This window comes from Gordonia sp. PP30, from assembly GCF_023100845.1.
Taxonomy (GTDB): Bacteria; Actinomycetota; Actinomycetes; order Mycobacteriales; family Mycobacteriaceae; genus Gordonia.
This window is the reverse complement of the sequence record NZ_CP095864.1, coordinates 2,781,691-2,795,006: the sequence shown is the minus strand read 5'-3', so window position 1 is coordinate 2,795,006 and position 13,316 is coordinate 2,781,691. Positions and strand designations below refer to the sequence as shown.

Annotated in this window: 14 protein-coding genes; 8 read left to right on the top strand and 6 right to left on the bottom strand. The window is 72.1% G+C overall.

Features of this window, described 5'->3' with window-relative positions:
- Positions 1 to 90: 90 nt before the first annotated feature.
- Positions 91 to 1,647: a leucyl aminopeptidase gene (locus MYK68_RS12920; RefSeq protein ID WP_247864094.1), complete on the bottom strand. Its 1,557-nt coding sequence runs from the start codon at positions 1,645 to 1,647 to the stop codon at positions 91 to 93.
- A gap of 72 nt (positions 1,648 to 1,719) precedes the next feature.
- On the opposite strand from MYK68_RS12920, the gene gcvT reads away from it, so the two are divergent.
- Together gcvT and MYK68_RS12910 are read left to right on the top strand one after the other, a co-directional pair.
- Complete coding sequence (gene gcvT / locus MYK68_RS12915) at positions 1,720 to 2,829, top strand: glycine cleavage system aminomethyltransferase GcvT (protein ID WP_247864093.1); 1,110 nt, start codon at positions 1,720 to 1,722, stop codon at positions 2,827 to 2,829.
- Positions 2,830 to 2,866: 37 nt separating this feature from the next.
- A complete protein-coding gene (locus tag MYK68_RS12910) occupies positions 2,867 to 3,967 on the top strand; it encodes a branched-chain amino acid aminotransferase (protein WP_247864092.1) in 1,101 nt (366 codons plus the stop codon).
- A 40-nt stretch (positions 3,968 to 4,007) separates the two neighbouring features.
- On the opposite strand, the gene MYK68_RS12905 is transcribed toward MYK68_RS12910, so the two are convergent.
- From MYK68_RS12905 to MYK68_RS12895, 3 genes are read right to left on the bottom strand one after another with little or no spacing between them, the layout of a single operon-like run.
- On the bottom strand, positions 4,008 to 4,796 hold the full coding sequence (locus tag MYK68_RS12905) for an adenosylcobinamide-GDP ribazoletransferase (RefSeq protein ID WP_247864091.1): 789 nt from the start codon (positions 4,794 to 4,796) through the stop codon (positions 4,008 to 4,010).
- Positions 4,793 to 6,559 carry a nicotinate-nucleotide--dimethylbenzimidazole phosphoribosyltransferase gene (gene cobT / locus MYK68_RS12900; RefSeq protein ID WP_247864090.1) on the bottom strand — a complete coding sequence of 589 codons (1,767 nt, stop codon included), beginning with the start codon at positions 6,557 to 6,559 and terminating at the stop codon, positions 4,793 to 4,795. Before cobT ends, MYK68_RS12905 begins: the two co-directional genes overlap by 4 nt.
- Before the next feature lie 6 nt (positions 6,560 to 6,565).
- A complete protein-coding gene (locus tag MYK68_RS12895) occupies positions 6,566 to 7,243 on the bottom strand; it encodes a DUF3043 domain-containing protein (RefSeq protein ID WP_247864089.1) in 678 nt (225 codons plus the stop codon).
- Between the two features lie 67 nt (positions 7,244 to 7,310).
- Here MYK68_RS12895 and MYK68_RS12890 point away from each other — a divergent pair, with 67 nt between their 5' ends.
- The gene (locus MYK68_RS12890) at positions 7,311 to 8,390 is read left to right on the top strand and encodes a glycerate kinase family protein (protein ID WP_247864088.1); all 1,080 of its coding nucleotides are present in this window, start codon (positions 7,311 to 7,313) and stop codon (positions 8,388 to 8,390) included.
- Here the strand turns inward: MYK68_RS12890 and MYK68_RS12885 are convergent.
- Together MYK68_RS12885 and MYK68_RS12880 are read right to left on the bottom strand one after the other, a co-directional pair.
- Positions 8,384 to 9,133 carry an SDR family NAD(P)-dependent oxidoreductase gene (locus MYK68_RS12885; protein ID WP_247864087.1) on the bottom strand — a complete coding sequence of 250 codons (750 nt, stop codon included), beginning with the start codon at positions 9,131 to 9,133 and terminating at the stop codon, positions 8,384 to 8,386. The two genes, MYK68_RS12890 and MYK68_RS12885, sit on opposite strands and share 7 nt — an antisense overlap.
- 11 nt (positions 9,134 to 9,144) lie before the next feature.
- A complete protein-coding gene (locus tag MYK68_RS12880) occupies positions 9,145 to 9,765 on the bottom strand; it encodes a TetR/AcrR family transcriptional regulator (protein ID WP_247864086.1) in 621 nt (206 codons plus the stop codon).
- Between the two features lie 65 nt (positions 9,766 to 9,830).
- Here MYK68_RS12880 and MYK68_RS12875 point away from each other — a divergent pair, with 65 nt between their 5' ends.
- The 5 genes from MYK68_RS12875 to MYK68_RS12855 all read left to right on the top strand — a co-directional run bounded on the left by MYK68_RS12875 (position 9,831) and on the right by MYK68_RS12855 (position 13,303).
- Complete coding sequence (locus tag MYK68_RS12875; RefSeq protein WP_247864085.1) at positions 9,831 to 10,352, top strand: VOC family protein; 522 nt, start codon at positions 9,831 to 9,833, stop codon at positions 10,350 to 10,352.
- 53 nt (positions 10,353 to 10,405) lie between these two features.
- Positions 10,406 to 11,530 (top strand): 3-ketosteroid-9-alpha-monooxygenase, oxygenase component, encoded by a 1,125-nt coding sequence (locus tag MYK68_RS12870; protein WP_247864084.1) that lies wholly within the window; start codon positions 10,406 to 10,408, stop codon positions 11,528 to 11,530.
- Positions 11,531 to 11,537: 7 nt separating this feature from the next.
- A complete protein-coding gene (locus MYK68_RS12865) occupies positions 11,538 to 11,753 on the top strand; it encodes a ferredoxin (RefSeq protein ID WP_247864083.1) in 216 nt (71 codons plus the stop codon).
- A gap of 138 nt (positions 11,754 to 11,891) precedes the next feature.
- Positions 11,892 to 12,242 (top strand): HesB/IscA family protein, encoded by a 351-nt coding sequence (locus tag MYK68_RS12860; protein ID WP_247864082.1) that lies wholly within the window; start codon positions 11,892 to 11,894, stop codon positions 12,240 to 12,242.
- A gap of 89 nt (positions 12,243 to 12,331) precedes the next feature.
- Positions 12,332 to 13,303 (top strand): carbohydrate kinase family protein, encoded by a 972-nt coding sequence (locus MYK68_RS12855; protein ID WP_247864081.1) that lies wholly within the window; start codon positions 12,332 to 12,334, stop codon positions 13,301 to 13,303.
- The last annotated feature ends 13 nt before the right edge of the window (positions 13,304 to 13,316 follow it).

The following is a 13,316-nucleotide window of genomic DNA, read 5'->3' as shown; positions in this document are numbered from 1 at the left end:
GTCAGTTCGCTCGATGAACTTTTTCACCCGAGACCCTACCCCTTGAATGACCGGCCTTCAGGGCGGTCCGGGGTACCCGTGGGTAGGGGCTCAGCCGGCCTCGGCGATGTCCTCCAGCACGGCGATCAGCGTGCGCACCGGGACACCGGTCCCGCCCTTCGGCGTGTAGCCCCACGGGCCGCCGGTGTTGAACGCCGGCCCGGCGACGTCGAGGTGGGCCCAGCCGACGCCGTCGCTCACGAATTCGCGCAGGAAGATGGCGGCGCTGAGCATGCCGCCCCAGCGGTGATTGGTGACATTCGCCAGGTCGGCGACGCGCGAGTTGAGGTCCGACCGGAGCTCGGCGGGCAGCGGCATCGCCCATCCGTTCTCGCCCACGGCGCGGGAGATCGCGGCGACCCGGTCGCGGAACTCGTCCGTGCCGAGCACGCCGGGGGTGCGGGTGCCCAGGGCGACCATCTGGGCGCCGGTCAGGGTGGCGGTGTCGATCAGGTAGTCGGGGTCGTCCTCGCAGGCCGCCGCGATGGCGTCGGCGAGGATCAGCCGGCCCTCCGCGTCGGTGTTGAGCACCTCGACGGTGGTGCCGCCGTACTGCGTCAGGACGTCGCCGGGCCGCTGCGCGGTGCCCGACGGCATGTTCTCGGCCATCGGCACGGTGGCGGTCACGGCCACGTCGAGCCCGAGCCGCGCGGCGGCGATGACCGTCGCGATCACCGCGGCCGCGCCGCCCATGTCGGAGGTCATGTGATCCATGCCGGCGGCCGGCTTGATGGAGATGCCGCCGGTGTCGAAGGTGACGCCCTTGCCGACCAGCGCGACCTTCTTGCGGGCGTCGTTCTTGGCCGACGGCGTGTAGGCGAGCCGCACGAGGCGCGGTGGCCGGGAACTGCCCTGTCCGACGCCGACGATGCCGCCGTAGCCGCCCGCCGCGAGCGCCTCCTCGTCGAGGATCTCCACGGTCAGGCCGGCCGCACCGCCCGCGCGTCGTGCGCGGTCGGCGAACTCACCGGGGTAGAGGTGGCTGGGCGGGGTGTTGACGAAGTCGCGGGCCAGCGCGACGGCGTCGGCGACGACGAGCGCGTGGTCGAGTTCGGCCCGCGCCTGCTTGGTCTTCTGGGGGACCAGGAGCGAGATCTCACCGGCCGGCTCCTTCGGCGATCGGGACGCCGCCGAACGGAACTCGTCGAACCGGTAGGCGCCGAGGTAGAAACCCTCCGCGGCGGCACCGAGACCGGCCGCGGACAGCGTCGACACCACCGGGCCGGCGCCGTCGAGGGTGCGGATCGCGTCACCGGCCGCCTGCCGCACGGTCTCGGCGTCCTCGGCGTCCTCGGCCGCACCGAGTCCGACCGCCACGACGAGCCGCACGGGCAGGGCCGCGGGGGCGGGAACGGTCACCACCTGGCCGGTCTTACCGCTGGCGCGCACGGCGCGGAGCGCCGCCGTGAGGGCCTCGGCGGCCTCGTCGTCGAGCAGGTCGTCGGTCAGGAGCAGGACCGGATCCGGGTCGGTCGGCGACGTCTTCGCGTCGTCGTCGGTGTCGCCGGTGAGGAGGCCGATCACCAGAACGTCGTCGTTCTTGGTCAGGCCGGTGGCGAGGTCGATGCGGGGTCCGCGGGCACGGTTCAGGATGTCGTTGCTGCTCACGCCGACCCACTGTAGCCCGCCCGGGCGGAGGTGATCGGGAGAGTCGCGCAGGTGGCGCGATACGGTGAGCGCATGACCGAACTCCTCGCCGGCCCGATCGCCGACCGCCACGCCGCCCTGGGCGCCAGCTTCGCCGAATTCGGCGGCTGGGACATGCCCGTCTCGTACTCCGGAACCTCCGCCGAGCACGCCGCCGTCCGCGAGGCCGTCGGTCTGTTCGACGTCAGCCACCTCGGCAAGGCGCTGGTCGCCGGCCCCGGCGCCGCGGCCCTCGTGAACGACACCCTCACCAACGACCTCGGCAAGATCACCCCCGGCAAGGCCCAGTACACGCTCTGCTGCAACGACCGCGGCGGCGTGATCGACGATCTGATCGCCTACCTGGTGTCCGACGACGAGGTCTTTCTGGTCCCCAACGCGGCCAACACCGCCGACGTGGTGGCGGCGCTCGCCGCCGTCGCCCCCGACGGGGTGGCGGTGACCGATCAGCACCGCGACTACGGCGTCTTCGCCGTGCAGGGACCGCGGGCGCCGGAGGTGCTGGCGGCGCTCGGCCTCCCGACCGAGATGGAGTACATGGCCTTCGCCGACGCGGAGCTGCGTGCCGGGGATGCCGTCTACCCGGTGCGCGTCTGCCGCAGCGGCTACACCGGCGAACGCGGCTACGAGATCCTGCCGCGCTGGGACGACGCCGGCCCCGTCTGGGACGCCCTGCTCGCCGAGGTGACCGCGCGTGACGGTCAGCCCTGCGGCCTCGGCGCCCGCGACACGCTGCGGACCGAGATGGGCTACGCGCTCCACGGCCACGAACTCACCGAGGACATCACCCCGGTGCAGGCGCGCAGCTCGTGGGCGGTGGGCTGGAACAAGCCGTCGTTCTTCGGGCGGGACGCCCTGCTCGCCGAGCGCGAGGCCGGCCCGGCGCGGCGCCTCGCCGGCCTGAAGGCGACCGGCCGCGGCGTGCTGCGCGCCGGCTGCACCGTGCACCTGATGCCGGGCGGCCCGGTGATCGGCGAATGCTCCTCGGGGACTTTCTCGCCGACCCTGAAGGCGGGCATCGCCCTGGCCTTCCTGGACACCCTCGCGGGGGTCAGTGCGGGCGACGAGGTGGTGGTCGACGTGCGCGGCCGCAGCGTGCCCGCCGTCGTGGTGAATCCGCCGTTCGTCGAGAGCCACGTCTGAGCGAATCGCGGCTCGGGCGCAGCGCTATTGTTGTCCCATGACGCTGGAGTTCATCCGTACCGACCACCCCCATCCCGTCTCGGAGGGCCGTCGCGCCGAGATCCTGGAGGCGCCCGGCTTCGGCAATCACTTCACCGATCACATGGTGACCATGGACTTCGACCGGGAGCGGGGCTGGCATCGGGCGAAGGTGACCCCCTACGGCCCGATCGCCCTGGATCCGGCGGCGATGGTCCTGCACTACGCGCAGGAGATCTTCGAGGGACTGAAGGCGTACCGCCAGCCCGACGGCTCCATCGCCGCCTTCCGTCCGGAGGCCAACGCGGCGCGGTTCGCGACCTCGGCCGAGCGCCTGGCGATGCCGCCGCTGCCGACCGGGCACTTCCTCGACTCGCTGCGCGAGTTGCTCGCCGTCGACCACGGCTGGGTCCCGGCCGCCGGTGGCGAGGAGTCGCTCTACCTGCGTCCCTTCATGTTCGCCACCGAGCCGAGTCTCGGTGTCCGGCCGTCCAACGAGTACCGCTACGTGCTGATCGCCTCGCCGGCCGGCGCCTACTTCTCCGGCGGGGTGAAGCCGGTCAGCGTGTACCTCTGTACCGAGTACGTCCGGGCCTCGCCCGGCGGTACCGGCGCCGCCAAGTTCGGCGGCAACTACGCCGCGTCGCTGCTCGCCCAGGCGCAGGCCGCCGAGCAGGGCTGCGACCAGGTGGTCTGGCTCGACGCGGTGGAGCGCACGTACATCGAAGAGATGGGCGGCATGAACCTGTTCTTCGTGTTCGGCAGCGGCTCCGACGCGCAGATCGTCACCCCTGAGCTCTCCGGTTCGCTGCTGCCCGGCATCACGCGCGACTCGCTGCTCACGCTGGCGGCCGACGCCGGCTACGGCGTGTCCGAGCGCAAGATCTCCACCCGGGAACTGCGCGAGGGCGTCGACTCCGGCGCCATCACCGAGGTCTTCGCCTGCGGCACCGCCGCGGTGATCACCCCGGTCGGCCGCGTCAAGAGCGATACCGACGACTACCTGGTGGGCGACGGCACCACCGGCCCGGTGACCCAGGCCCTGCGTGACACCCTCACCGGCCTGCAGCGCGGCACCTTCGCCGACCGCCACGGCTGGATGACGACGCTCTACCCGTAGCCGCGAGTCGTATGCCGGGACGAGTCTCCGTCGGCAGCGGTCAGGCGAGGAGCACGACGAGCGCGAGTGTCGTGGACAGCTCGATGGTCGCGCCGAGGACGTCGCCGGAGACGCCGCCGACCCGGCGCGCGCAGTGCCGGGTGAACGCGTAACCGAACGCGACGACGACGATCAGGGCGGTCGCCGCGCGGATCGGTACGCCGAGCTGGAAGGACGGTGCCGCGCCGGCGCCGAGCCACCCGGCCCCGGCCACCGCGATCGCCGCGACGACGAGCCACACCGCGATCGCCGCGCGCTGCGTACCGGCGACCAGCGCCCCGAAACCGTCCGGATTGGCCGACGGCAGACCCGAGCGGCACGCGATCACCACGGCCACCCGGCCGAGGAAGACCGCGAACGCGAGGTCGTACCAGCGACTCTCGGCCGCCAGACCGCCGACGGTGAGGGCCTGCAACAGGAGGACGAGCACCAGGGTGGCGGCGCCGAACGGTCCGACGTCGCCGCTGCGCATCACGGCACGGACGCGCTCGGGGTCGCCGTAGCAGCCGAGCCCGTCGGCGGTGTCGGCGAGGCCGTCGAGGTGCATGCCGCGGGTGGCGAGCGCCAAGAAGACCACGCACAGTGCGCCGATCACCGGCGCCGGGAGCGCCGTGTACCCGAGACCGAAGGCCAGTGCGGCCGTCGCGGCGCCGAGCAGTGCGCCGACGACCGGCACGGCCGCGATCACGCGGCGCCCGTCGGTGCGATCGGGTGCCGACCGCGGCTGGGGGACCGGGACGACGGTCAGCCAGCTCAGTGCCAGCCGCACCCCGCCCGGCCGCGCGGTCACGATCCGTCGTCGACGCCGGCCGAGGTGAACGTCGCCATGTCGATCAGGATGTCGACCGCGTCGGTGACGACGGGCAGCGCGGTCACCGCGCCGGAGCCCTCGCCGAGCCGCATCGAGAGGTCGAGGATCGGTTCCAGCCCGAGCTCGAGCAGTGCGAAGCCGTGCGCCGGTTCGGTGGACCGGTGTCCCGCGCACCACCAGGCGCTCGCGCCCGGTGCGAGCAGATTCGCGACCAGCGCGGCCGACGTCACGACCATGCCGTCCAGGATCGCCGGGGTACGACGGACCGCGGCCTGGGCGAGGAAGCCCGCCATGGCGGCGAGATCGGGCCCGGCGACGGCCGCGAGCAGATTCAGCGGGTCGTGCCGGTGAGGGCGGCCGAAGCGCATGCCGTCGCGGATCGCGGCGGTCTTGCGGATCCAGGCGGCGTCGTCGATGCCGGTGCCGCGGCCGACCACGACCACCGGCTCCTTGCCGGTGACGATCCCGGTCAGCACGGCGGCCGGGGTGGTGTTGCCGATGCCCATGTCCCCGGCGATCAGCAGATCGGCGCCCGCATCGACCAGTTCGTCGGCGACGGCCCGCCCGGCGGCGACGCTGCGGCGCGCCTCGTCCAGCGTCATCGCCTGCCCGCGCCGCAGGTCGCCGGTGCTGCGGCGCACCTTGTAGCGGGCCACGACGGGATCGGCGTCATCGGTGTCGACGGACATGTCCAGCACCTGGACCGCCGCGCCGGCGCGGCGCGCCAGCACGTTGACCGCGGCGCCGCCCGAGGCGATGTTGGCGACCATCTGCGCGGTGACCTCCGGCGGGAACGCGGACACCCCGTCGCGGGCCACCCCGTGGTCGCCGGCGAAGACCGCCACCTGCGGGGCGACGATCCGCCGCGGCGGACAGACGCCCTGGCACGACGAGACCCAGACGACGAGGTCCTCCAGGCGGCCGAGTGAGCCCGGCGGCTTGGTGAGCGTCAGCAGGCGCGCCCGGGCCTGTTCGGCGACGGTCTCGTCGGGCAGGTCGACCGGGGGGAAGTCGGCGTCGGTGGGGCCCGCCGCGGTTGCGGGGGGTCGTTTCGACCCTTCGGCCGCGGGCCGTCGCAGGCTCCGCCCCGCATGCTCAGGGCCAGGCTCGAGCTCGGCTCGCACCTCGCTCGGCGGGGCGGGCTGGTCAGGGGCGGCCTCGCTCGGCGGGGCGGGCCGGTGAGGGTCGGCCTCGGTCTGCCGGCGTGACAGCGGCCCGGTCGTGGCCACGGGCTGCAGGATCCGCCCGGCCACCACCAGCTCGACGTCGTCGCACGCCGCCGCGACGGCCAGATTCGCCGCGCCCAGGACGTCGGCGAAGCGGCGGCCGGCGTTGGTGGACGGCACCACGGACAGCCCGACCTCCGGGCTCACGATCACCAGGTCGCCGTCGTAGGCGGCGACCGCGGTCGCCAGCTCGGTGATCTCCGCGCCGAGATCGGCGCCGGGATCGTCCCAGCCGCCGGTGGCGTCGAGCAGGGCGGTGACCCAGTTCCCGAGGTCGTCGATCAGGGTCGGCACCCCGTCACCGTCGCGTAGCTGCCCGGCCAGATCGGTCGTCTCGACGGTGGTGAACCGGGTGTCGCGCCGGTCGCGGTGGGCCTGGACGCGGCGCGCCCACGACTCGTCGCCGCCGGGCACCGCACCCGTCGCGAGATAGCGGACGGCGGGCGGGCCGGCGAGGAGCGCCTCGGCCCGCGCCGACTTGCCCGACCGGGTGCCGCCGAGGATCAGTGTGCGCATGCGCGGCTAGACCTTGGCGCCGAGCGAGACCCGGGGCCGCGGCGCCCGCATCATGCGCAGCTGCATGGCCCGGGTGAACGCGTACAGACCGAGCCTGAAGCCGCCGTCGGTGCTGTCCGGGAACCGCTCGCGCACACGCTTGTTGACCAGGCGGCCCAGGATCAGCGAATCGATCACCATGAGCACCACGAACGCCAGCATCACCAGCGACATGTACTGGCTGACGCTCGGAATCATCATCGTCACAATCAGCACGACGGCGAACGGCATGAACAGCCCGGCGAAGTTGCGCCGCGAATCGACCAGATCGCGCGTGTAGGCACGCACCGGCCCGCGGTCGCGGGCGATCATGTACTTCTCGTCGCCCTCCATCATCTTCTCGCGCTGATCGGCGCGGGCCTTGTTCCGCTCGGCGCGCAGCTCCTTGCGCTCTTCCTTGGTCAGCGTCGACTTCTGGGCCTTCTTGCGGGCCCGGGCCTCGGCGCGCGTGGTCGGCGGCGGTGCGACCGGTCCGGTGCGGCGCCGCTGGGAATCGCGGCGTTTGGGGGTCGGGCGGCCCTTGCCGGGGGTGGTCGCGCCGGACTGCTTCGCGTCGTCGTCGGCGGCGGCATCACTCGCGTTCTCGGCGGTGTCGGCGGAACTGTCGGCGGCCGCATCCGCGCCGGATTTCCAGGGCATCTTCACGCCCACGAGCCTAAGCCATCGCCGAACCTCTCCGCGGAGCCGCCCGGCATAGCTAGAGTCGCTGATCATGACGGTGGGGGCGCGGGTGCTGGTGATGCCGGACTCGTTCGGCGGAACGCTCGACGCGGTGGAAGCCGCGGCGGCGATCGGGGCCGGCTGGCACGCCGGCCGCCCGCACGACGCCGTCGCGCTCGCCCCGCAATCCGACGGCGGCCCGGGTTTCGTCGAGGTGCTGGCCACCGCGTTCGGCGTCCGGGTCCGCATCCAGACGGTCGACGGCCCGCTGCGCACCCCGGTGCGGGCGTCGTGGCTGCTGCACGAGCGCACCGCCTACCTGGAGGTGGCCCAGGCGTGCGGCCTGAACCTGGTTCCCGACCCGGACCCGCGCACCGCCGTCGAGGCCGACACCGCGGGCGTCGGCGACCTGATCGCGGCGGCGCTGCTGGCCGGGAGCCGCCGCATCGTCGTCGGACTCGGCGGTTCGGCCAGCACCGACGGCGGGCGAGGGGCCTGCGAGAGGCTCGGCGGGCCGGCCGCCGCGGCCCGGCTGTGCCGCGACGTGGAACTCATCGTGGCCACCGACGTCGACAATCCGCTGCTCGGCGCCGACGGTGCGGCTGTCACCTTCGGGCCGCAGAAGGGTGCCGATCCGGCGGCCGTGGCGTTCCTCGAGGAGCGGATGACCCGCTGGGCGGACCGGCTGGCCGCGGCCGGTGGCCGCGATGTGCGCGATCTGCCGGGTGCCGGAGCGGCCGGTGGACTCGGCGCGGCGCTCCTGGCCGCCGGAGCCCGCCGGGTCTCCGGGGCCGGTCTCATCGCCGAGCTGACGCGGCGACCCGCGGCGATCGCCGACGCCGACCTGGTGATCACTGGGGAGGGCCGGATCGACGCGCAGACCGGTCACGGCAAGGTGGTCGACGCGATCGCGGCCGAGGCGACGGCCGCGGGCGTCCCGCTGATCGTGCTGGTCGGCGAGTCACGGTTGACCGACGCCGAGGCGGCGCGGTTCGGTGAGGTCCATTCGCTGACCCATCACGCCGGGTCGCGCGCCGCCGCACTCGCGAACGCCGGGCCGGAGCTGACCAGCCTCACCGCGGAGCTGGCCGCGGGGTGGACCGGCGCGCGTGGCGCTCGTTCCGGCTATTGACCGCCGGCCACCCGGACGGTCTGGCCGGTGATCCAGCCGGCCGCCGGTGAGGCGAGGAATTCGATGACCGAGGCGATCTCGGCCGGTTCGGCGAGGCGGCCGAACGGCAGATGGAACATCCGGGGATCGAGGTGCGCGCCGAAGCGCTGCGCGGTGTCCAGCGCGAGCCCGGTGTGGGTGCCGCCCGGTGCCACGGCGTTCACGGTGATCGATCGCGCGGCCAGGTCGACGGCCAGGCAGCCGACGAAGGCTTCGACCGCCGCCTTGCTCGCACTGTAGATCGCATGGTTGGCGAACGGCGTGCTGGCGCTGATCGACGACAGACACACGATGCGCCCGCCGTCGGGTATGAACGGCAGGGCACTCTGGATCGCGAAGTAGACGCCCCGGGTGTTGGTGCCGAAGACCGTGTCGTAGATCTCCGGGGTGGCCTCGTCGATGTGTTCGAGGTGCTCGATGCCGGCCGGAATGCAGAGCACGTCGATCGTGCCGCCGAGCCACTGCGCCGCAGCGCCGATCGCCTCTCGTGTGCGTGCGATGTCGGCGAGGTCGGCGCACACGCTCCGGACCCGGCGCCCGGATTCCGCGGCGATCGAGTCGGCGGCCTCGTCCGCGGCGGCGTGGTCGGAGCGGTAGCCGATCACCACATCCGAACCGGCGCCGGCGAGAGCGCGCGCGGCCGCGAGGCCGATGCCGCGGCTCCCGCCGAGGACGACGGCCCCGCGCTTCGTGTCTGCCTCCATACGTTCTCTCCTCACTCGTCGGCCCGGTAGCCGAGCATGCCGGTGGTCATCGCGATGATCGACCGCTGCCGATCGGGATCCATGGCGGCGGGGTCGCCCGCGTGGGTGGCTTCGTAGTCGGCGAGCAGGGCGAACAGCGCGCTCGTGGTCCCGGTCAGCCGGTGCACCCGCTCGTCGGGCGGAAGATCGCGCATCTCCGCGTGCAGGAGGCGCGCGAGCTTGTCGGTGGCGGGCCAGCGGTCGAGACGCTGGGCGGTGAGGACCTCCGGGTGGGTGCGTACCCGATCGAGGAACCGTGCGTAGTGCGTGGAGCCCTGCGCGTACGGCACCGTGAACATCGGTTCCACCAGCACGCGTACCAGCGCGGGCAGGCCGACCGGCTCCGTCTCGCCGGTCGCGATGTCGGCGAGCATCGACATGCGCTGCTGGTCGAGGCCGGCCTGCCGGCGTTCGACGATCCCGACGATCAGCCCGTCGCGGGAACCGAAGTGATAGTGCACCGCGGAGTTGTTGCGCTGGCCGGCGGCCAGGGCGATGTCGCGCAGAGCGACGTCCGGGCCGCGTTCGGCGATCAATCGTTCGCCCGCGAGCAGGAGCTGTTCGTGTCCGTGTCGGGTACCGCCGGAGGTCATGCCGCGAGCCTAGTATTAAGCGAAAGTATTTACAAGAATAATCATATGTGATTAAAGTCGGGGCCATGCGTCACGACCAGCACTGCGCGGACCCCGCCGTTCACCAGATCGAGGCCCTGGGAGCGGTGGTGCAGATCGCCTTCGTCGTCCCGGACCTCTCGCGTGCGACCGCCGGCCTCGGGGCCGGGCTCGGGGTGCCGCGATGGCTTCGACTCGACGACGTCGCGTTCACGCCGGGATCGTGCCGGTACCGGGGTGCGCCGGCGGACTTCACCGCGGCGGTGGCCTTCGGGATGTCGGGTGATCTGCAGATCGAGGTGATCGAACCGCGGGCGGGCGTCTCCGTCTACCACGAATTCCTCGAACGCGCGGATGCGGGCGGGCTGCATCACGTGGCGGTGCTGCCGGACGACCTGGATGCCGCGAAGGCCCGGCTCGCCGCCGCGGGGCACCCCATCGTGCAGGAGGGGGTGATGGCCGGCGGCGAACTGCGCTTCGCGTACGTCGAGCCCGACGGGCCGGCCGGGTTGCTCGTCGAACTCCTGGAGATGAGCACCGGTCTCCGCGAGTACCTGACCCAGGCGTGACCGACACCCGGAGCCGCGGCGACGACCGCGGCGGACGACAGGAGGAATGATCGATGGCGACAGACATCCGGGAGATCGACACCGGAACCGGCTTCGACAGATTCGCGCGGGGCTGGCACTGCCTCGGGCTCGCCGAGGACTTCCGGGACGGCAGGCCGCACGCGGTCGACGCCTTCGGGACCCGGCTGGTGGTGTTCGCCGACGCCGGGGGTGAGCTGCGCGTCCTCGACGGCTACTGCCGGCACATGGGCGCAGACCTGGGTGCGGGAACGCTGCGGGACGGTCGCGTGGCGTGCCCGTTCCACGGCTGGCAATGGGACGGCGGCACCGGCCGCTGCGCCGTCGTACCGTACGCCAAACGAACCCCGAAGCTGGCGCGCACCCGCACCTGGCGCACCGCGGAGATCAACGGGCAGTTGCTCGTCTGGCATGACCACGAGCAGGACCCGCCGCCGCCGGATCTGCTGCCGCCGGCGATCGACGGATTCGCCGAGGGCCGCTGGAGCGAGTGGGCCTGGCGCAGCGAACTCATCACCGGGTCGCACTGCCGGGAGATCGTCGACAACAACGTCGACATGGCGCACTTCTTCTACATCCATCACGCCTACCCGACGTACTTCAAGAACGTGCTCGACGGCCAGACGGCCACCCAGCTCATGCATTCGAAGGCGCGCGAGGACATCTTCGGGGATTCGCCGTACTACCACCCCGACTCGCTGCTGCGGTCGGAGGCGACCTACTTCGGCCCCGCGTACATGATCAACTGGCTGCACAACGACTTGGGCGAGGGCACGACCATCGAGGTGGTGCTGACCAACGCCCACTACCCGGTGACTCAGGACTCGTTCGTGCTGCAGTGGGGTGTCGCGGTGGCGGCCCTCCCCGGAGCCGGGCCCGGGCAGACCCGCGCGCTGGCCCGGGCCTTCTCCGCCAAGTTCTCCGAGGGCTTCCTCGAGGACGTCGAGGTCTGGCGGCACAAGACGAGGATCGACAACCCGCTGCTCACCGAGGAGGACGGGCCGGTATATCAGCAACGCCGCTGGTACGAGCAGTTCTATCTCGACAAGTCCGAGGTCACGGCGGACATGACCGCGCGGTATGAGAGCGAGATCGACGTGCGTCATGCGCGCCGGGAATGGGACGCGGAGATCCAGCGGAATCTGCTGGAGAGGCGGTGAGCCGGTCATGAAGATCGTCATGCACGATGCCGCCCGCTGTGCGAACAGCGGCCGCTGCGCGGCGCTCGCCCCCGATGTCTTCGCGCCGCGCGGTACTCCGGACCGGTTGCGCCGGATCGTCGTCGACGGTGACGACGAAGACTATCTCCGGCGCATCGTCGCGCCGCTGTGCCCGGCCCGGGCCATCGGGCTGGTCGACCCGCGCCTGCCGAGGGAGGCCTGACCGGGCACGGCGGTGGGGGAATATCCGATCGCGGAGTACCGTTATAGCCGACGGCTGCGCTTCACCGCCCGTGGTGGAGGCGCTGCCGGTAGATCGGAAGGCGTCACCGCCTTTGCCCGCAGACATGAGGGAGCACCCATGACCGTCCAGAACGAGACCGCACAGTCGGGTGTGGTCCTGACCGATTCCGCCGCCGCCAAGGCCAAGGCCCTGCTCGACCAGGAGGGCCGCGACGACATGGCCCTGCGCATCGAGGTGCAGCCCGGCGGCTGCGCCGGCCTGCGCTACCAGCTGTACTTCGACGACCGCACCCTCGACGGCGACATCGTCGACGTCTTCGGCGGCGTGAAGCTGGCCGTCGACCGGATGAGCGCCCCGTACATGAAGGGTGCGACCATCGACTTCGTCGATTCGATCGAGAAGCAGGGCTTCACCATCGACAACCCGAACGCCACCGGCAGCTGTGCCTGCGGCGATTCGTTCAACTGATCGCGCGCAGCGCAGCGACCCCGACGGCCGCCGTCCCCCGAACAGGGGGAGGCGGCCGTCGTCGTTCCGCCTCCGTTTAGGCTGAGCGAATGTTCATTGCCGTATGCGGGTCGCTCGCGACCGACCATCTGATGAAGTTCCCCGGAAAGTTCTCCGAACAGCTGGTCGCCGACCAGCTGGAGCACATCTCGCTGAGCTTCCTGGTGGAGGACCTGGTGGTCCGCCGCGGCGGCGTGGGCGGCAACATCGCCTTCGCGATCGGTGCGCTCGGCGGCAATCCGTTGCTGATCGGCGCGGCCGGCGAGGACTTCGGCGACTACCGCGACTGGCTCAGCGACCACGGCGTCGACTGCCGCGGTGTGCGCATCTCGGGCACCCAGCAGACCGCGCGATTCATGTGCACCACCGACGAGACGATGGCGCAGCTGGCCTCGTTCTACCCGGGCGCGATGTCCGAGGCCCGCCGCATCGACGTGACCGAGGTCTTCGACGAGACCGGCCGTCCCGACCTGGTCCTGATCGCCCCGGACGACCCCGAGGCCATGGTCCGGCACACCGAGCTGTGCCGCGACCACGGGATCGCCTTCGCGGCCGACCCGAGCCAGCAGCTCGCCCGGCTCGATGGAGACACCGCGCGGAACCTGATCGAGGGTGCCGAATACCTGTTCACCAACGACTACGAGTGGGGTCTGCTCCGGCAGAAGACGGGTCTGACCGACGACGACGTGGCCGCCCTGGTCAAGATCCGCATCACCACGCGTGGCGCCGATGGCATCGACATCGTGCCGACCGGCGGCGACGCGATCCACGTCCCGGTGGTTCCGGTGGCCGAAGCGGTCGATCCCACCGGCGTCGGCGACGGCTTCCGCGCCGGATTCCTCACCGGCCGGTCACGCGGCCTGAACTTCGAGCGCGCCGCGCAGCTCGGTGCGATGGTCGCCACCCTCGTCCTGGAATGCGAGTCGACGCAGGGCTGGGAGTGGGATCGCGACGGCGCCGTCGAGCGTATCCGCGGCGCGTACGGCGATCAGGCGGCCGCCGACATCCACGCGGTGCTCTGAGCCCGGCCGGACG